General features: G+C 44.1%; 15 protein-coding genes and 3 pseudogenes. 9 read left to right on the top strand and 9 right to left on the bottom strand.

Translation table 11 applies throughout. The features are described from left to right. Positions 1-73 precede the first annotated feature (73 nt). The gene (locus tag CHU32_RS26675; protein WP_103678784.1) at positions 74-526 is read left to right on the top strand and encodes an Lrp/AsnC family transcriptional regulator; all 453 of its coding nucleotides are present in this window, start codon (positions 74-76) and stop codon (positions 524-526) included. An 805-nt stretch (positions 527-1,331) separates the two neighbouring features. Here the strand turns inward: CHU32_RS26675 and CHU32_RS26670 are convergent. After that, positions 1,332-2,324, bottom strand: coding sequence for an ankyrin repeat domain-containing protein (locus tag CHU32_RS26670; protein ID WP_103678783.1), 993 nt, complete (start codon positions 2,322-2,324; stop codon positions 1,332-1,334). Between the two features lie 226 nt (positions 2,325-2,550). Between CHU32_RS26670 and CHU32_RS26665 the strand changes: the two are divergent. The 6 genes and pseudogenes from CHU32_RS26665 to CHU32_RS26640 all read left to right on the top strand — a co-directional run bounded on the left by CHU32_RS26665 (position 2,551) and on the right by CHU32_RS26640 (position 7,280). Then, positions 2,551-3,700: pseudogene (locus tag CHU32_RS26665) on the top strand (IS3 family transposase). A 201-nt stretch (positions 3,701-3,901) separates the two neighbouring features. Next, positions 3,902-4,753: a DUF6387 family protein gene (locus CHU32_RS26660; RefSeq protein WP_103678782.1), complete on the top strand. Its 852-nt coding sequence runs from the start codon at positions 3,902-3,904 to the stop codon at positions 4,751-4,753. A 160-nt stretch (positions 4,754-4,913) separates the two neighbouring features. After that, a complete protein-coding gene (locus tag CHU32_RS26655) occupies positions 4,914-5,120 on the top strand; it encodes a helix-turn-helix transcriptional regulator (protein WP_103678781.1) in 207 nt (68 codons plus the stop codon). A 203-nt stretch (positions 5,121-5,323) separates the two neighbouring features. Continuing rightward, positions 5,324-5,584, top strand: coding sequence for a hypothetical protein (locus CHU32_RS26650; protein WP_103678780.1), 261 nt, complete (start codon positions 5,324-5,326; stop codon positions 5,582-5,584). Between the two features lie 168 nt (positions 5,585-5,752). After that, entirely contained in the window at positions 5,753-6,016 is a 264-nt protein-coding gene (locus CHU32_RS26645) for a hypothetical protein (protein WP_103678779.1), read from the top strand. A 1,069-nt stretch (positions 6,017-7,085) separates the two neighbouring features. Beyond that, the gene (locus CHU32_RS26640; RefSeq protein WP_103678778.1) at positions 7,086-7,280 is read left to right on the top strand and encodes a hypothetical protein; all 195 of its coding nucleotides are present in this window, start codon (positions 7,086-7,088) and stop codon (positions 7,278-7,280) included. 309 nt (positions 7,281-7,589) lie between these two features. On the opposite strand, the gene CHU32_RS26635 is transcribed toward CHU32_RS26640, so the two are convergent. Next, positions 7,590-8,153, bottom strand: coding sequence for a helix-turn-helix domain-containing protein (locus CHU32_RS26635; protein WP_103678777.1), 564 nt, complete (start codon positions 8,151-8,153; stop codon positions 7,590-7,592). A gap of 922 nt (positions 8,154-9,075) precedes the next feature. Between CHU32_RS26635 and CHU32_RS26620 the strand changes: the two genes are divergently transcribed. Further along, on the top strand, positions 9,076-9,501 hold the full coding sequence (locus CHU32_RS26620) for a hypothetical protein (protein WP_103678774.1): 426 nt from the start codon (positions 9,076-9,078) through the stop codon (positions 9,499-9,501). Between the two features lie 156 nt (positions 9,502-9,657). Here CHU32_RS26620 and CHU32_RS26615 read toward each other — a convergent pair whose 3' ends face one another. The 7 genes and pseudogenes from CHU32_RS26615 to CHU32_RS26580 all read right to left on the bottom strand — a co-directional run. Continuing rightward, a complete protein-coding gene (locus CHU32_RS26615) occupies positions 9,658-9,978 on the bottom strand; it encodes a cell wall-binding protein (RefSeq protein WP_103678773.1) in 321 nt (106 codons plus the stop codon). A 26-nt stretch (positions 9,979-10,004) separates the two neighbouring features. Further along, positions 10,005-10,391, bottom strand: a complete 387-nt coding sequence (locus tag CHU32_RS26610) for a hypothetical protein (protein ID WP_103678772.1) — start codon at positions 10,389-10,391, stop codon at positions 10,005-10,007. 36 nt (positions 10,392-10,427) lie between these two features. Continuing rightward, positions 10,428-10,706 (bottom strand): hypothetical protein, encoded by a 279-nt coding sequence (locus CHU32_RS26605; RefSeq protein ID WP_103678771.1) that lies wholly within the window; start codon positions 10,704-10,706, stop codon positions 10,428-10,430. Between the two features lie 179 nt (positions 10,707-10,885). Beyond that, complete coding sequence (locus CHU32_RS26600; RefSeq protein WP_103678770.1) at positions 10,886-12,136, bottom strand: relaxase/mobilization nuclease domain-containing protein; 1,251 nt, start codon at positions 12,134-12,136, stop codon at positions 10,886-10,888. Then, entirely contained in the window at positions 12,105-12,539 is a 435-nt protein-coding gene (locus CHU32_RS26595) for an ATP-binding protein (RefSeq protein WP_103678769.1), read from the bottom strand. Before CHU32_RS26595 ends, CHU32_RS26600 begins: the two co-directional genes overlap by 32 nt. Positions 12,540-14,415: 1,876 nt before the next feature. Continuing rightward, positions 14,416-15,493: pseudogene (locus CHU32_RS26590) on the bottom strand (IS110 family RNA-guided transposase). 281 nt (positions 15,494-15,774) lie between these two features. Further along, positions 15,775-16,633: pseudogene (locus CHU32_RS26580) on the bottom strand (IS3 family transposase); the annotation flags it as partial. A gap of 226 nt (positions 16,634-16,859) precedes the next feature. Here CHU32_RS26580 and CHU32_RS26575 point away from each other — a divergent pair. Then, positions 16,860-18,185 (top strand): tetratricopeptide repeat protein, encoded by a 1,326-nt coding sequence (locus CHU32_RS26575; RefSeq protein WP_103678768.1) that lies wholly within the window; start codon positions 16,860-16,862, stop codon positions 18,183-18,185. The last annotated feature ends 440 nt before the right edge of the window (positions 18,186-18,625 follow it).

Here is an 18,625-nt window from a genome sequence, read left to right as displayed (position 1 = left end):
AGATGTCACCGACAGAATATGAAAACCACTATTATCAACGGCTCGGAAGTGTCTAGATTATCCGTGGCGATTCATAGATAATATTGATAAGAGAATCATTCGGGAACTCCAAAAGGATGGTCGCATACAAAATAACGAACTGGCAAAGAGGATTGGCTTGTCACCTTCCCCATGCCTGAGACGTGTCAGAAACCTGGAAGAGTCCGGCATCATTAGCCAGTATGTAGCTGTTATTGACCAGACCAGAGTGGGGTTGAAGCTTTCGATGTTCGCCAGGGTGTGGCTGACTGCACAAGATGCAGAAACTATCAAACTTTTCATTGACGCAATGCGACAACTTGAGGAAGTGGTGGAATGTTACATTATGTTAGGAGAAAGCGATGCACTGCTGAGAGTAGTTGTTGCCGACCTTGATGACTACAGGCGTTTTCAGTCCACCCACCTTACCCGTAAAAATGGCATACAGAATGTCAAAACTGATGTACCAAGTGAAATTGTTAAACAGACCTTTTCATTACCAATATAACGGTGTTGGTTAATTCCAGTATAAAAAGATAGGCTCGCATTAGGACTGAACACACCAGTTGAGCCGAATATTGTTGTTTTTATCTCTGCGTATGTAACCTTTGTAACGGCAGCAGCTAACCAAGTGTTTGAAATTTAGTAGAACTGAGTCAGATTAAAATAATTGGATTTGATATATAAATGTCCGCTTATGGCGGAAGTTTCTGGACAACGTAAGCTGGCATATGTCCTTGTCTCTCCGTAGGGACTATCGATCTATTTGCCAATGGTGTTCAAGCAATATCGACAGTGGCGGGGGCTTACAATGCGATCAAGCTAACAAATCACATCGTATTTACTTTTCCAGATTCCCTAATGGTTTAGCGTCATAGTTTCAGCCAGATAAACCTGAGCTACTTTAGGGAAGGATATGCTTTTATGATCATAATGGATACTATTTCTATGAAAAATTGGGCGCGAGAACACAATCAGGAGATCAGAACCTGGCATGATATTTATACTGGCTATCAGAGATGGCATTTGCTGAATACATCTAATAAGCTTTAATCTCATTTTTTTATTTCCAGATGTGATGATCCAGTGCGAGTGCTTGTAACAAAAATCGCCCGGAGAATGATAGGCAAGTTCACTAAACGATAAGGGATATTTTCAAATTGCCTACAATTTCCACATCACCCGTCAGGAGAATCAGACCCTAAGTACCATACGTATCATAGATCAATTCACAATATAGTTGATGCTAAATTTCTTTGTTCATACTGGGGCAGTATGATGAAAGGATGCGAATGAATCTCACATATAAAATCTCACAGCCTTCCACCGTTTTTGACTGTTGCAGATTTATTTTTAGCAGGTATTAAATGACTCGATATTTCTTTTTGCTCGTAATTGATTTTGTATTTTAATATATCATCATGATTTTTATTATCAGAAATTTTGGTTAGATCAATGAGGAACTTATTTCTTATCATCCACTTTACAATTCGCTTATCGATATCTTTGTATAGGGGGCCACCTTTATACTTATAGAAATTAACATCTTGAATATCACTGATATAATCAAGAGTGCTTAGAATCGCTTTGTAGTCACTAATGTAACTGTTAATGGCAAAACGGTCTTTATTGAGCTTTATTTTGAATCCATGTTTAGAGAGCTCAGACAAAAAAAAGACTGAGCTGGGATTGCAAAAATCTACATGCAACACTCTTCTTTCAAATTTATCAATATTTAAGAGAATGATCTTGTATAGTTCATCATTATATTCCTCTTCAATAAACCCTTTTCCTGCATGATTAATATGGTTGACATTGCATCCAGCATCTATTGCTATGGATAAAACATCAGGGGAGAGGGGGAGGAAGAGAATATTTCTTCCTCTGTTATCGACGTGATTTATTTCACAACCTGCATTAAGTAATACTTGTAGTCCTTCAGCATCCCTGTAATGTTCAAAAATGCAGGTATAGCCTTTAGCATCTGTATGCGAGGTGTCTAAACCCAGTTCAATCAGCTTCTTTAGTATTTCCGGATTTTTTTGATGAAAGAGAGCATTTTGCCCCTGCTCGTTAATATGGTGTATATTAATTTCATGGCTGAGCAGAAAATCCAGTGCTTCAGGGGTTCTACAGCCAAAAATGGCATTGTTGCCGTTACTGTTAACAGCATTAATATCATAGCCAGCTTTTAAAGCATGCTTTATATCATCAGGTGATCTTGAATTGAAGAATGATTCAGAAATGGCAAGGTCTAATGCCCTTTCTAATAACCCCCTTTGTAATAATGACGTAACTAAGTCCATAAACACCCCCATGAAAAAATGTTTAAATTCATTAAATATCAGAAATTCTGAGAAATGCAACAGAGAGGACAGGCGTTTCTGATGTAAGGAAGTAAAATTTTAACAAACCACCCATGGAAACATCAGAAACGCCAGCAGTCAATTTACGCCAACAGGTATGGTCTGATCTTACCCAGCAATAGTGGACACGCGATTAAGTGAGTAAACTCTTAACCAGAGGTGACTCATGACAAAACCGGCATCAACCAGCAAGAAGCCCCGTAAACAACACACGCCTGAATTCCGCGATGAAGCCCTGAAACTGGCTGAGCGCATCGGCGTCGCTGCCGCTGCCCGCCAGCTCAGTCTTTATGAATCGCAGCTCTATACCTGGCGCAGTAAGCAACAGCAACAAATGACCTCTTCAGAACGTGAAAGTGAACTGGCCGCAGAAAATGCCCGGTTAAAGCGACAACTGGCAGAACGCGATGAGGAGCTGGCCATTCTCCAAAAGGCCGCGACATACTTCGCGAAGCGCCTGAAATGAAGTATGTCTTTATCGAAAAATATCAGGCTGAGTTCAGCATCAAGGCCATGTGTCGGGTTCTGCGTGTCGCCCGCAGCGGCTGGTATACCCGGCGTCTGCGCCGTTATCAGGTCAGCCCGCGTCAGCAGTTCCGCCTTAACTGCGATAATGCTGTTCACAAGGCATCCATGCGGCAAAACAACGGTATGGTGCGCCGCGTCTTGCAGCCGAACTGCCGGAATACAACGTGAAAACCATCGCCTCCAGCCTGCGTCGTCAGGGGCTGAGGGCAAAAGCCTGCCGGAAGTTCAGTCCGGCCAGCTACCGTGCGCACGGCCTGCCAGTATCGGAAAACCTGCTGAAGCAGGACCTTATCGCCAGCGGCCCGAACCAGAAGTGGGCGGGTGACATCACGTACTTACGAACAGATGAAGGCTGGCTTTACCTTGCGGTCGTTATCGACCTGTGGTCCCGGTCAGTTATCGGCTGGTCGATGTCGTCGCGGATGACGGCACAACTGGCCTGCGATGCGTTGCAAATGGCGTTGCGGCGGCGTAAACGCCCGGAAAATGTCCTTGTTCATACAGACAGGGGCGGCCAGTACTGTTCAGCGGATTACCAGGCCTTACTGAAACGGCATAACCTGCGTGGCAGTATGAGCGCAAAAGGGTGCTGTTACGACAACGCCTGCGTGGAAAGCTTCTTCCACTCACTGAAGGTGGAATGTATCCACGGCGAGCGCTTTGCCCGCCGGGAAATAATGCGGACGACGGTATTTAATTATATCGAGTGCGATTACAATCGCTGGCGTCGCCACAGTGCCTGTGGCGGTCTCAGCCCGGAACAATTTGAAAACCAGAATCTCGCTTAAGGCCGTGTCTACATTACGTGGGTAGGATCAGGTCATGCAAGTGGAGCGCTTCAGTGTTATGAACAGTAGGCACGGTTAGACGTTTAGCGTCGAACGGACAGAGTAGTATTTCAAAAATTGTGCTCACGAAAAGCGGATGGCTTTCGCTCCCTGCGTAAGTCACCTATGATGGGCAGAAGCAGTCCTGAACATGGAGATCACATGCAAAACTGGAATACGACACACACAAAAGAGCTAAAAAAGTGGTTTGACATTGAAAGCTACAAAAAATTTGAAGATTTGACTTTGATCCTTTTGTTTCACGAGTTGTGGGTAAGGACATTCTTTTTCAAAGAGCAGTATGAAGACTATGAAGAAGAGATTGTCATGAATAACCGGAACAGCATTTACAACGGTAACCCTTTTCTTGTTCCAGCTGAACGACTGGGCTATATGGATCCTTTTTATCGCCTGTTTCAACCTCCTCACTTGCTGCTGCCCACAACTGAACGGCTTGTGGAACTCAGTATTGTTGCTATGCAGCGGGGGATCTTTTTATGGCAGGGAGATGACGAATATATACTGAACAGGCATTTTGCAAAAAAGCTAATTGGTGATGGCATGCCTGATCTATTTGATCGGACTGTCATGTTTGAAGTGGATTTAGCCAGTGGTACCGATGAGGAAATAGCTGAATCTCTGAAAGCAGTTTTGCCACAGTGGCGTAAAGTGAAACATATTTCCCCTGACCCTATTGAGGCCATCAGATTCGGATATGGCACGATTAAAAAAATTATCAACAACCGTATCATACCGATGCTTGATATTCTTATCTGGGCACAGGAACAGGGGGTTCGTGTCTCAGATATCGTGTTGTCCCGTTTGTTGTACACACTGGATGATGAAGACATACGATCTGAAGAGCATATTAAAGACACTGACAGACCACTGGCAATGAAAGCAGCAACACTTGATTTTATTCGACAGTTTTATTTTTTTATTAATAAAAACAGTCACTTGAAAGATATTAAGGTCTCTGATGTTCTTAAACTGGCAGCGCGTGACCAGAGCTAACCGGCCATCGATGCCATAAAAGGGGAATTTCGGCTGAACGAAATTCCCTGAAACTGACATCACACGTAACCCCCTCAGAATACATCTCCGAAGTTCACTGCTTTTTATTTCCGTTCTCCTGTATTGTCCTCCTCACTGAAACAATATTGAGGAAAATAAAATGAACAATAAAAATATTCGTCTGCTCCGTCTTCCCGAAGTCTTGCATAAAACTGGTTATGGCAAGGCCTGGATTTATCGCCTTATCCGTGAAGGGCATTTTCCTCAGCCTGTTAAAACAGGAAGCCGATCCATTGCTTTTATTGAAAGTGAAATTGATGCGTGGATCCAGTCCGTTATTGACCGCTCACGTCAGCATGCAGCCTGAGTCCGGAGTATTTTATGAAAAATGACAACTCAGGTTATAAAAAAAGGCAGTGGTATTCAGGGAGTGCACGAGCACCACCTGAATGGCGACAACAGCCCTGAAAACTCAGAATATATATGCAGTCATAATATCCGTAAATACAGATGAACCTGAAAGAGATATAAATATTCAGGTTTGAAATCAATGAATACAGGAGAAATAATATGAATATTTATATTTCCGTTGCGCAAGGTAAAGAGTTTGTTTGTTCATTTGTGACTTCCCGGGAAAATATTGACAGGGCGGCTGAGGATTATCGCGATTATTCTGTTCCGGGGGGAGAAGCCTGTTTTATGCAGACCCTTATTTTTATATTGTTTTCTGTAGCGTATGAAGAGGGTACAGAAATAACAACAGACACGGATGTGGCGAAATATATTGCACATCTGGTCGATGAAAAAAACGCGGGCGGAAAAAAGAAGTGATTTCTTCCTGAGAAAGACAGGGCGGCGACAGAGAAAAATGTCTGCAGCCCTGTTTTTACGCCGTTGATGGTTCCGTCAGGACAAATTAATGTCAGCTGTAAAGATATTCTTCGTCATTGCGCTATGCAGGCTGAATGTTCCCTTTCCCGTCAGCAAAGGAGATTTAATATGGTTAACGAATTTACGGTTCCGGATGATAAAACTTTTGTCTGCACCTTTATTGCCTCTACGGATGATATGAAGGAAGCGATTGAGTCGTGCCGGAAGTACTTAAACAGTGAAGGAGAAACTGAATTTTCAAATGTTTTTATGTTTATGCTGTATGGTCTGTTGAAGTATGGTGATACGGAAATAACCATCAACGCAGAGCTGCAGGAATCTCTTGAATCTCTCGTCGATGAGAAAAAGTCCCGGAGACGAAAACGTCATTGACGGCTCTTCCCGGGCAAAACTGGTCTGTATTTTACCTGAGCTTTGTCAGCCAGCATCAGCAGACCAGGTCATTCCGGAACAGGTAGTTCAGCCGGGTCTTCCTGCTTTCGTAAAGTCTGACAGGTCTTTGTTCTGCATGAGACCCCCTTTGAGGGACAATCTGAAGAATAACGGGTTTCGCCCTGGTTGGTTTTTCGTTTCTGACTTTATGCATACGCTTCTGTCATGCCCTGAAGACTTGTACCGGATACAGGAGGGGCGAGGTAAATCAGGAAACTGCCGGAAACGCCAATAATCTGATGGAACATTTCCTCAGATACCTGAAAAATGGATTGATGCCGGCAATGATGGTGCGGGGCTTCCAAAGCCGTCCCTCTGAATCCTGGGTTGTACCATATGCGCTGACAGAGCCTGCAGATTGCACGAAACTGTAACGGTGGATTACCCTCAAATAAACCGGGAAACCGGTAATCATAACGCGGTGCGCTGGAGCAGCTCTGGTAATGAACCAGGATTAATCTTAATCCATAAGAAATAACTCAAAAAATCCGGATAAGGACTTGCTCTGTGCGCCAGGGCTGGTAAGGTCCTTCAGGAGTAGTATATAAGAACTGCGATAATAAGAACCGCCTCACTCTGATTTGCCCCCAGGCCGGGGCTTTTTTTCCAGAATGCTGTCTCTTCAGGTGTTCTTCCGGTGTTGCAGGCATTATCCTGAGGGCTGAAATTTACACCATACTCCAAATCTCATTTTATGCCATTCATCAAAAAATAAATTTCAGAGTATATATCTGAAAATCGTCAACGGAAAGACGATTGTCCGGTAATATTGTGATCATGTCGCATTCGCAGCAGAAATACTGCAAATACATCACTGGCAATATCATTATTATGATGCCAGGCAACCGCCATGCTGTAAATATCTGTTCCAGGATTTTTCCTGAAATGATATTACAAGGGATTGCCATATCTTCCTCGTCTGGTAAGGTTTCTCTTCTTCAGGATATGCCAGACAAAATACGGGATAATACTGTTGAACAAGAATATACTTTCCTGAATGGAGTAATGTATGACTGAAAATGAGAAGCGTCTGCGTGGCAAACGTATCCGGCTGGCAGCAGCAGAAATGCGTTATCAGAAGGCATGCTCAATGCCGGCTGTTCCCGGACGTCACCTGACAGTGATGCGGACTGAAATTGAGCGGATGAAGACGGATCTGGATGATGCCATCCGGGACAGCAAACGCAGGGAAGAATATACATAATACACCTGTGTTATTATTACCGGATACTTTCATGAGTGGCTGTTTAAAATATTAAAATGCCCTGATTGTGGCTGTCTGAGTCAATTTATTATTATCCTGATTCACCCGTCAGGCTGTTTCACCGTTCCATCGCTGCCTGTAACTTTAATGCCTAATGCATTATTGGATAAACCTTCCATAGTATACCACAACACAGCAGGTCAGTTATCGTCGCGCTCGTTTTGCAACACATAATGTGTTGTAATACTTTGTGGGCGAGTCTGCGGCGATAAGGGGAGACTCCGGGGTATAACCGACTCAGGTGCCCGGTCAGAACGGGATATCGTCTGCCGGCGAAATATTTCTGGTTTTTCCGGTCGTCTTTGTTTTTCTTCCGGAATGATAAAGACTGAAGGCATTGTCAAAATCCTCAGTCTCTGCCCTGGATTTTCTGAACTTATCCATCTGCTCTTCATTAAAGCGGTGAGGAATACCTTTGACACATAGGTTCGAATTCAGGTAGACATGACCATCAGGAGCATCCCTGAGCAGTATTTTTTTGTCAAAGAGCTCCCTGAATGCACGTGAAACATTGGATTTACATAGTCCGAGTTCTTTTGCTATTCTGGCCTGTGAGAAATTCACCAGAATGTTCCCGTAATCAAGGACTGAAAAGAGATAGATAACAATTTTAAACGACGTGGGCGTCAGCTTCATTCTGGCGAGCGAGGCAATGTTACCTTTGAATATCAGCGAAAAGTCGTCACGAAAGGACGTCTTTTTGTGCGTGCTGGTTTTGACACTGATTTCTTCTAATTCTTCCGGGCTGACGCCAAGGGCTTTTGCGATAACGGCTTTTTGTTGTCTGGTTAAAATGATATTTGTGTCTGACATAATGCCTCCTTTTTTATTATTGTGATATCACTTATGGCATATTAATGTTTATTGTCAACAGTATTTTGATAAAATATAATTATTTTTTAATTTTCTGTCTGTCGGGAATATCAGACAGGAACAGAACAGGTTATGAGAGTTATTACGATGGGGGGTAAATTTTACCATCCCCTGTTATGAGATGAATAATTTTTGGTGGTGAAATATATAACCATGATGGTGTGGTAATTTGTTGATTTAATTGATTTGTTTTTCATTTCGTTTTGCAAGATAAAAGAATAATAAAGAAATAAGAAACCACAGCTTCGCTCCTGATTGCCACAAAATGCATATGAGTACTCCCCGGTAAGCACTGTCATTGCTGGTTTGCTTCCTGTTTTATTCTTTCTGTTAATGAAGCCAGCGCCACCTGCATGTTGCGCCAGCGGGCTTCAGTACGTTGCTGCCGTGTTATACATACTGAATGTAATACGCTTCGCGCAGGTCGTCTGATAACAGTGGCTTACCGGTAGTCAGAATACGGCTCACGCCGGAAACCCACCGGAAAAATCTTTCTGCTTCAGCGGGTGAGTGCTGTGGGCACTCAGCGGCGCTGCATGTGATATTTATCTGCAGTGCTTTGCCTTTTGGGGGAAACGCGAAATGTCATGTCTGTCCGGCGTCACGGGCGGAAGCCGGTGCAAAGCACCCTGTTAAAAATATTCCTGAGGTTTTTATCTGGGCAATGGAAATGACACTGCAGGCGAAAGAAAATATCTGTATTTTTGTTTTTTCTGAATAATCCTGGTAATGTCAGTTGCCGGGATTGTTTTGATAAAAATGTATTTCTTATCAGGAAAAACAAAATTATTTTCGCGTATGTATTGATTTTATACCCAGACCTGATAGTACTTAATTATAAAAACCAAAAAAGGAGTGGATTATGCGTAATAACGATACCCTGACACAGGAGGAAAAATTTATACGGGTGGTTGATAAATATATTCTCCGGCATCGTGAACAGGCTAATAATAATGAATTCTACCGTAAGTTCTATATGCTGTTTGTCGGTTATCACCTGAAGTATTTTTATGCCCGGGCACAGTACAGCAATTCGTGCTTTCACGTGGATAATATCATGCAGATGTTTATTGGTGTTGTATCCTGTCTCAACGGCAACCTGCTCAGGCAGCTCACCAGCGGCGGCTCACTGCTTCAGTCCCTGAACTCGCTTGTGAACTATATTTCAAAAGACCCTGATGAGGCTGAGCGCATCTATGCTGATTTACTGGCACAGTATGAGAGAGGGCGTATCTCGCGTTCGATGGCATACACACCACCACGTCCGGGTGGCAGGAAAAGACTGTGAGGATTCAGGGGGGTTAAGGACAATGCAGTGTGATGGCGACGTCGTATCTCCACAAGGTTTCACTGCGTTGTCCTGTTCGTGGCGCTGTACCGGTCCGGGGCAAAAAGCAGGAGCCTGTCATCCGGTATCCTGACCTGGACGGGTTTTGTGGCGGTCTTACCTGTCAATGACCTGCCAGCCATCATCTGTTCTGATCAGCGTGACAGCAGCGGTGCGTTTCTCGTTATCGACAACAGCTGTCACATTACACTTATAGCTTCTATCCGACTCTCTGACACAGTCGTGTTTTTTGACGGTGTTTAACGTCCGCAGCATGTCAGGCGTGACAGCGTTTCCTGCCATGGATTTTATGACGGCATTCGTCTGCGCCACGATTTTATTCATGGCATTGTAAATTTCCTGCTCTGAAGGTTCACTGTTACAGCCACTCAGCAACAAGGCTGCGGTAACGAGTGTGATAACGGCATAGGTTTTCATAAATAGATCCCTGGCTGTAAGGTGAGTTACTGAATAAGACCCGTTTTCATCCTGCTGTTGTTTTCAGAAAACGTCCATTTGCTGACCGTTTCCCCTTTGAATTCAATTTCCAGTGTTTTTGCCTGCGTATGGGAGTCGCCCGTCAGCAGTCCGACGACCGGAATGAAGGTCGTGGCATCAAACTGATTGTTATTCATAAAATAAATCCATTTTTCATTACCACTGTCCAGCGTGGTTCGGATGTCAGGCTCACCCAGACTGGCAGTAATTTCTGATTTCGTGGTTTTATTTTTAATGATTTTCGACTGCAGACTTTGTGATGTTTCGTTTTTGAGATGCTGGTTACCTGACGTTGAGCATCCGGAAATAAGGAAAACGGAAATAAAAAATGCAGTAGCAATGAATCTGCTCATAAATTCTCTCATTTTAAAATTTTATAGCGTGTGAAATCAATTTCGTTGAATAAACAGAATTCGCTCTGCATAAACTTTTTTAAGCTGGTACTTAAGAATAAATATACAGCCAAAAAAAACGATGACAGAGACGATAAAATTTTCAGTCCATGAACCTGCTAAGTAAGCCACGATCATCACAGCGATCCCGAACAGAATGGCGACAGTGACAGGGCATTCACCGTAAACCACTTTTGCATGACACCCGGTGCAAATTTGTACACCGTGAGGACTTTCTTTAAAACAAAAGGGGCACTGCACGGTATGGTTACTCATTGCGACTCCCGGAGTTGGTTTAAGCTGATGTCTTTTTGAGCATTTTCGATGAAGGAATCGCTTTAGTAAAATTGCTTGTACCGATCGATGATTGTCTTGTGATAGGTATAAACTATTGTATCTTAATTATCGATCTATAAAAACGATCAATAATTCATTGACTATCATTGATTTGTAGGCTATTTGATTTGTGGCTGGCGAGAGTGGTTTTTTCTAACTGATTGTTCCTTAAGAGGAGTTTCTTCCCTGAAATAATTCGGTGTCAGAAGGTGCAGGTGCTGAATCTGGCAGAAAGGGTGTGCTGTGGCATGCAACAGAGACAGGCCCATGCGCCTGAGAAGTACCACAAGATGGCTGAGCACGACAAGCCAGGCATGCAGACGACGCTGGCGGGGTATCTGACGGGCTGTATTGTGCAGTTCGCTCCTGAGCTGAATGATACCCGCTGTCTCCTGTTGCCTTTCCAGACGAATTTTTTCTTCAAGCTGAAGGATTTTCTCCAGAATCGTTTCCCGGTTTACCGCCTGTTCTTCAGGTTCGTATGCTGGCACTGGCACTGGCACTGGCACTGGCACTGGCACTGGCACTGGCACTGGCACTAATGCGGGTACTGTTGGCTTTTGTACCTGTTTCAGTAAAGTCAGATGTTCCGGCACGAAATCAATCAGCGTTTGCAGGGAAGACCAGCCATATTTTTTACCGAGCTGAGAGGCTTTAAAGGCAATGCCCTGGTACTGAAAAGAGAACCCGTTCATTTTTCCCGTCGACGCGATACTGGGTTTGCAGCTCACGCCAGCCTGTTGCAGCAGCCGGACAAAGGTCAGTAAATCGGGGCGGTCGGTTAAGGCATTATCAATCAGACCCTGCAGGGCAGACCTGGGGCAGGGCGTTGCCGTTCGTTCAGCCATCTTCAGCTCATTGCGGGACGGTTTACCTTTATCCCTGCGACGGCTGCCTGTGGCGGGTGTCGTTTCAGTGAGCCCGTGCACGCGTTCCAGCTCGCTGATAATCCGGGTACTGATAAGATTTTCATTTTTTCCCAGGTACAGCTTTCCACCGGCCAGGTTAATGCGACTGGCAATAATATGGATATGCTGCCCGTCGGTATCGTCATGCAGGATATAACAACGCAGGTGTGTTTCCGTGAACCCCATCCGGGCCATGTAATCGTCAGCAAATGCGGTCCACTTTCTGACGGAGAGTGTTTCTCCTTTCGGGAGACGAAGTGAATTATGCCAGACAGGTCTGGCAACATCAGGTCGTAGCTGCCCGGCGTGTTCAAACTCACTGATGAGTTCTGCAGCTGTACTGCCGGTCATATTGCCACCAGTAACATAAGGCGTGACCCTGTGATGAGCACCTGGTTTCAGACTGTAGAAAACCACGCCGGCGAACTGTTTACCTCGCTTTATTTTCTGCATGCCTTTCATCGGTCTGACTCCGGAAGACGGAGGGGAGGAGGTGCTCACGAAGCACCTGTATTTGCCTGCGGAGGGCAAAGAGTTCGGTACGTGTGAGTTCGCTGTCAGGGCTTTTGCTGTCGAGATGATTCAGCAGGTAATTTAAATCCCGGGAAAGGCTGCCGAGTTTAATCCATGCCTCACGGTTTATTTCAGGCAGTACCGGCGGGAGTTTGTTCAGGGAAGCCATTCTTAGCCATTCACCTTTTTTGTACTGGCCCCTTTTACTGTCGAGAATAATTAATTCTTCTTCATTTAATCTGACACTGACGCAGTGGGTTCGTATTTCATCAGGCGGAAGTTTGTCTGTATGGAATTTACCGCGTCTTGTCACCCTGGTTATGTCCTCGTCATTATTTATATTGTTATTCATGTCTATCCTTATTTTATAGGCTTATAACTACAGATAACGGATGAAATAAATAAGTCAAGTCGCTGCGGTGCAAATAATGCAAATAATCAGTAAGTGATAAAATGAGCAAGATATTTTTCAGAAAGCTTACCCGGCAGTATTTATCAGATTATTTATCACGAATGAAACCTTTCAGTACGGATAAGGAATGATTAATGCAGAAATTTCATATCCTTTTTCGCTTCGGTGCCAGGGTAAGTTCAGGTATCATGACCCTGAATAAGCCCTTTTTCTCTCTTCCTGCTATATAATCAAAGACTTCATCAGAATCGGCACGTTTTCTGAGAATGTCGTCATCCATTCTGATACCATTCCGGATAAACCATTTGATGATTTCAAAGCCGGTATGGCTGCAAATGTGTTTGTTTTTATCATTCTAAAAATGAACATGGCTGATATCCGTGTATGTTTTTAGTTTCCCCCAAAATTCTTTCATGTCTTTTACATACAGCGAAAAGATACAGTGTTCAGCAATGGTAAAGTTAAGCCCTTTCTGATGAAGTAAATCTATCAGGGATAACCCTTCAGCAGAAAGATGTCTGAACAGAATGGGGGCGGGTTATCTGTCTTATCGATATGACGAATGATAGCGCTTAATTTATAATCATACACAATCTCTTTTCTGTCTGACAGGTGCAGTGTTACCGTTATTATCCCTGTGGTTAAGGTCACACAACCCGCATTTACCCAGTAATCAAGGCTGTCATGCCTGAACAACCGGTAAAGAAGCGTTTGTCCGCCATTATCTGTACTGTTAACATCCACCCCGGGTTTAATGAGAATGGCGGAAAATTATTCATTATGCCACTGATGGAAAAGCAGGTCTCCCCCCGGTTGTTTACATGGTAAATATTAATGCCTGAGTCGATTAACAATCTGAGTATTTCCGGCGTTGTACCACGAAACAGAACCATATTGCCGTGATATCGTCACTGAAGTCTGAAGAATAATGAAGGTAAAATTTCCGTAATTCATTTTTTTGATGAATGCGTATAAATAAGGAGTATGTCTTCTTAAGGAATCTATATTGTTATTTTTTAGTTTAACAGGGTGGTTTTCTGATATAAGGTGGTGTTATTCTTATTCTTATTCTTATTCTTCTTTATTATTTTCATGGGGTTGTCATGTAATGGAGTAAATAAAAAAATTGTTTTTAATTGAAGGTAATGTAATTGCTTTGTATTTGTTGTGTGTTTTTTAGTGTGATATTTTACATGATGAGTAATTTGACTCGACAAAGGTGATGTGTTTTCTGTGAGATTGATTTGTGTTATTTTTCTGAGAGAGTAGGAGAAAAACTGTTCAAAAATTTTGTGTTAAGTAAAGATGCTCTTCTGAAAGGGTGGGGGGCAAAAATGAATCTCCATGGCGGATTCAGACAACTCTGGGACGCTGAAAATATTGAAGTTTATAATCTCCTGGTGACAGATGAACGCCCGAACGATAATGCCGAGTGCACGCAGACCTTGTCCTCTGCCAACGAAACTGAACTGACTGTATTTTATCGAAGTTTTTATTCAGTACGGCGATATGGACGAGGTAATTCTGAGACATCGCCACTTTTATAACGCGGCTATGATTTTTTTCAACGTTGTTAGTGAGTTAAAACGGGATGTTTCTGGCCGGTGTTACTCCGGTTTATCAGGCAGAATTACCAGCTGCGATAGAGTTATGGTCACCTTTCCGTCGCGCACTGTAACAGGTCATGCTTTTCTGGAGGATGAGTAGACGACTCATCCAAGTGAACACGCCTCAGATGATAGTCCACATGATATTTGTTAGCATTACGAAACATTACCGAATAGTTAAGAAACTCGCCACTGACGCCTTCTGAGAGTCAAGCCGTTATCGGGATGCTGTTGACCTGCCTTTTTTTTATTTCGCAGTAATGTATAAACTTCGCGAGAGATATATCGCTTCAGACAGCGTATCGCTTCCATTTTTGTATGCCCTTCGGCTACTCGCCTGGCGGCATATTCCTTCGTTTTATCGTCAGTTCGCAAACGTCCGATGGCAATGATGTGAAGAACACTATTTGCAGCACGATCTCCACCCCGGTTAAGTCGGTAACGGTGTGTTTTCCCTGAAGAGACAGGAACCGGGCTGGCACCACACAGGGCTGCAAAACTTGATTCTGATTGTAGTCGTTGGGGATTGTCTCCTGCCGTGATCAGCAACTGCGAAGCACTTCCGTATCCAATAGCATTACGTTTAATCAGATCAGGCACCAACTCGTCGACAATTGCCGCAATCATGACATCCAGATCAGATATTTCGTCGTGCAACTCTATATAGCGTCGGGCGAGGGACTTTAATGCTATGCGATAAACGTTTGCAACATTACGGCATTTACTGGCATCAGGCCTCCAGGATCCCAGCGTCCTGATGAGCTGTATGCGTGTCATATTTCTGAGCTGTTCACGTAGCTCATCCGATGCAGAGATAATATTAGAATGCATGATCTGGAGAGCGATTCTTCGGGCTGATATCGCTGTTTTGCGGCAGGGTTTTAACACACGAAGAGATTCAATCATCTCATTGCGCGTTTTGGGCGTGACGGCTCTTAATCCGGAGAATGCGGCATGAGCAGCACACTCAGCATCAATCGTGTCACTTTTGCCCCGTTTGCGTCGCTCCATCCGGTCTGATGCGGCCACTTCAAGAACTTCTAATCCGGCATTCTGCAAATAGCGAAGCAGGCCTGATCCATAGATACCAGTGCACTCAACACCAATACGTTTTAGTTCCCCAAATGAGGCTATTCATGCCAGCATCTACCGGTAATCTTGCCATGTTGCGGAAAAATGCTGGGTCCCAAGGATTTTATTGTTTTGATCCACGACAGCGGCGACGTGCAGATCTTTATGTGTATCCACGCCACCCACAATGGCGGCTTCGGTAACTTTAACAGCCATAACAGAACTCCTGTGAGGAAACAGAGTTGAACCTCCAGACAGATAATCCGGACAGGACAGTAACGAGACAAGCCGTCAGGCCCTTCTTGAGTCACGCGTAACGGTGAGGAGATGCCTCGTATGAAGGCGCTTCCAGCAACCGACGGGTCCAGAGCAGGACACAAGAGGTCGATCGCTGTGTGAGTCAGGATGCGGGAAGGTCTTCACTGCATCAGTAATCACATCAATCGGGTTAAACGGCAAACTGAGTGATGATAAAAACTGACACCGGTATCATTACTGTCGCTGTGGAACATCACCCCGGCTGGCTTGACGCGGCTTTCCCACGCCATTTCCAATGCTTTGATGGTCAATCTGCTGTCTGGTGAGAACGACATCGCCCAGCCCACCGGATTCCTTGCAAATAAGTCGAGCACAACGGCGAGGTAAGCCCAACGTCTGCCTGTCCAGATATACGTCACGTCGCCGCACCACACCTGATTAGGCTCTGTCACTGAGAACTGTCGTGCAAGGTGATTCGGGATAGCGATGTGTTCATGACCACCACGTTTATACCGGTGGGTGGGCTGCTGACAACTCACCAACCCCAGCTCTTTCATGCGCTTGCCGGCAAGCCAGTGCCCCATTCGAAAGCCTCTCAGCGTTGCCATGGTTGCGATACTTCTTACGCCGGCAGAGGCATGGCTGATGTTATGCAGCTCCAGAACCTGGCTGCGTAATACAGCCCGCCTGCCGTCTGGCTTTTCAGGGCGGTTTTTCCAGTATTTGTAGCTGCTTCGATGAACCCCGAACACGTGGCAGAGTGTGGCCACAGGATAATGCGCTCTGAGTTTCCTGATTACGGGAACTGTTCAGGGAGTCTGACATCAAGAGCGCGGTAGTCTTTTTTAATATTTCGTTTTCCGTTTCAATACGTTGTAGCTTTTTTCTGAGCTCACTTATTTCAATTTGTTCAGGAGTGACGGGAGAGGCTTTTGGCGTTTTTCCCTGTCGCTCATCACGCAACTGCTTTACCCATCGCGTCATCGTTGAAAGACCGACATCCATAGCACTGGCGGCATCAGCAACAGTGTAGTTCTGATCAACAACCAGCTGGGCGGATTCACGTTTGAACTCTGGACTGAAATTTCTTTTTTTCATTGGGGCCCTGTGTTGTTTTGAGGTGAGCATATCGCCTCTGGTCAGGTGGCCAAATCCAGTGTGCCACTCCAGTGGATGATAATTTGAATTAGTGTTAGCTGGGACGCTACCATTGATAGCTGCTTTCTTCTGTTTTTATATAGATTAATAAATGGTAAGCTCAGAAATTGCAGTCACTATCCCGTGGCATTTTCTTAAAAAACAGGTAAAAATTTAAGGGAAGGATATGGCGCTGTTTCAACATCCATTTTTCAAAAGCAGCAATATCTTGACTGAAAGACAGTATGAAAAAGGCGTCAGATTTTTAGCTGAAAGAGATTATGTCCAAGCCAATCAATGTCTTAAGTTGGCTGCCGAAAAAGGACATGTTTCAGCAACTTACAATCTGGCCATATTAAATGGATCGGGTGTGATAGAGCCGTTCGATGTAGATTTTGCGGCAGAGTGTTTCTACAAAGCAGCAGATGCAGGCCATCCAAACGCTAAAGCTTACTTATTTATGTTAGAGGCAGCGGACAGGGCTGGGCTGGGTACAACTCATTTAGCCAACCTGGCTCTTAACTCTCAGCCAATCGATAGAATGCTTCCATATCTGGTAATGATAACTGGATGCCGTTTCTATGCTGCGGTCTGTAAAGCTACAGACGCAACCCGGCAGGTCATAAATTATGAACTGGACGCAGCCAGTACTAGTGAGCATGAATATATCCAGGACTTCGTTAAACGTTGTGGCGTTCCGGTCTCTGAGTTTTCAGGCGGTTTGCATAGATTACAAGATGGGGATGCGGCAAATCAGATAACTGATGGTCTGAATCATTTATTTGCGAGCATGAAGCAGGCAGGTTACACAGATGAACTCTGTCTGATAGCAAGATGCACCATTGTTTCATATATTATTTCTCAATCGAAATACGCAGACTCTGCTCCTGAATTGCATGGCATTAATATGTTTTTAAACCCTCCATGTTATGGAGGGGTGACCAATGAAGCACACAATAAAAGGATAAATAATATGGGGTTAGCCAGTCTTTTTGGGCTTAAGAAAGATACAATCATTATTGGTGGTATCAGAACTAAACTGCCAGAAACCGATGAGCAGACAATGAATTTGGTGTCACAGCTGGCCCGCCAGTTAGAAATGAAACTCCCAACGGAACAGGACATTTATTGGTTCGTCATTGAGTTCTTTGATCGAGCATCTGCGTTTAATGGTTCTGCCAAAGATATGTTGAATAATTTGCCCTTCCACCTGTATGAGATGGAATATGAAGGACGCCGTTCAGAAAAATCATATGTAGGCAAAAAGAATTCAGGTGTCACCTATCTTCTTGAAGATATAGCACCTTCGTTCAAAAAGGCTGTACCTCATCTGGGTGCTGGCCCGGAACAGGTAATAGTTGCTCTCGTATATGTTATTTTCTGCACTGCCCATGCTGAGATGATTAAAAATTTGCGTATTAAATATGCGGTTCACTATCACAACAACTGCATTTCTAGCGGAAGTTACAATAACGCTGAGAAATGGGGTGAAGTGATCGACAGTTTGGAATGATTTGTTAAATCTTCTCTGTAAGCGATTCAAAGGGATCAGACTAATTCAGAGCATGTCTGATCTTTTTTATAAATCGCAACCTCATTTCCCCTGCGAAGCTGACCTGCTCACCATTGATTAAAGAACCTCATTGTTAGTCATGCATTTACAGCTGTTAAACAGTTGCCAATGTCCGCTTCACGCCCTGAGACTTTTAATAAGCTTTTATGGCTTCAGTAAGGGCGATCTTCGCTCTTTGCGAGCCAGTAAATATTTTACTTCGTCGTAACAGGTTCTGTCTTCCAGCAGCAATAAATGGTGATGCATCCAATGAGTGGAACATGTATTTTTCGATGAAGGCTCCGATAAGTTTCTCATGAACCTGTAAGCGTCATTTCAGCACCGTCTGGCAGATCCTGAAATTCCTGAGAGGATAGTGGACACCAAATATGGTGGACACT

It is taken from the genome of Superficieibacter electus (genome assembly GCF_002915575.1).
GTDB lineage: Bacteria > Pseudomonadota > Gammaproteobacteria > Enterobacterales > Enterobacteriaceae > Superficieibacter > Superficieibacter electus.
Note: the sequence above shows the minus strand (reverse complement) of the source record. Positions and strands in the feature narration are given on the sequence as shown.

Bases quoted from the DNA above. Each gene is read 5' to 3' on its own strand.
- CHU32_RS26575 (WP_103678768.1), top strand. From the start codon at position 16,860: ATGGCGCTGTTTCAACATCCATTTTTCAAAAGCAGCAATATCTTGACT.
- CHU32_RS26640 (WP_103678778.1), top strand. From the start codon at position 7,086: ATGACTGAAAATGAGAAGCGTCTGCGTGGCAAACGTATCCGGCTGGCA.
- CHU32_RS26595 (WP_103678769.1), bottom strand. From the start codon at position 12,539: ATGAATAACAATATAAATAATGACGAGGACATAACCAGGGTGACAAGA.
- CHU32_RS26610 (WP_103678772.1), bottom strand. From the start codon at position 10,391: ATGAGCAGATTCATTGCTACTGCATTTTTTATTTCCGTTTTCCTTATT.
- CHU32_RS26605 (WP_103678771.1), bottom strand. From the start codon at position 10,706: ATGAGTAACCATACCGTGCAGTGCCCCTTTTGTTTTAAAGAAAGTCCT.
- CHU32_RS26615 (WP_103678773.1), bottom strand. From the start codon at position 9,978: ATGAAAACCTATGCCGTTATCACACTCGTTACCGCAGCCTTGTTGCTG.
- CHU32_RS26635 (WP_103678777.1), bottom strand. From the start codon at position 8,153: ATGTCAGACACAAATATCATTTTAACCAGACAACAAAAAGCCGTTATC.
- CHU32_RS26620 (WP_103678774.1), top strand. From the start codon at position 9,076: ATGCGTAATAACGATACCCTGACACAGGAGGAAAAATTTATACGGGTG.
- CHU32_RS26670 (WP_103678783.1), bottom strand. From the start codon at position 2,324: ATGGACTTAGTTACGTCATTATTACAAAGGGGGTTATTAGAAAGGGCA.
- CHU32_RS26660 (WP_103678782.1), top strand. From the start codon at position 3,902: ATGCAAAACTGGAATACGACACACACAAAAGAGCTAAAAAAGTGGTTT.
- CHU32_RS26600 (WP_103678770.1), bottom strand. From the start codon at position 12,136: ATGAAAGGCATGCAGAAAATAAAGCGAGGTAAACAGTTCGCCGGCGTG.
- CHU32_RS26650 (WP_103678780.1), top strand. From the start codon at position 5,324: ATGAATATTTATATTTCCGTTGCGCAAGGTAAAGAGTTTGTTTGTTCA.
- CHU32_RS26655 (WP_103678781.1), top strand. From the start codon at position 4,914: ATGAACAATAAAAATATTCGTCTGCTCCGTCTTCCCGAAGTCTTGCAT.
- CHU32_RS26645 (WP_103678779.1), top strand. From the start codon at position 5,753: ATGGTTAACGAATTTACGGTTCCGGATGATAAAACTTTTGTCTGCACC.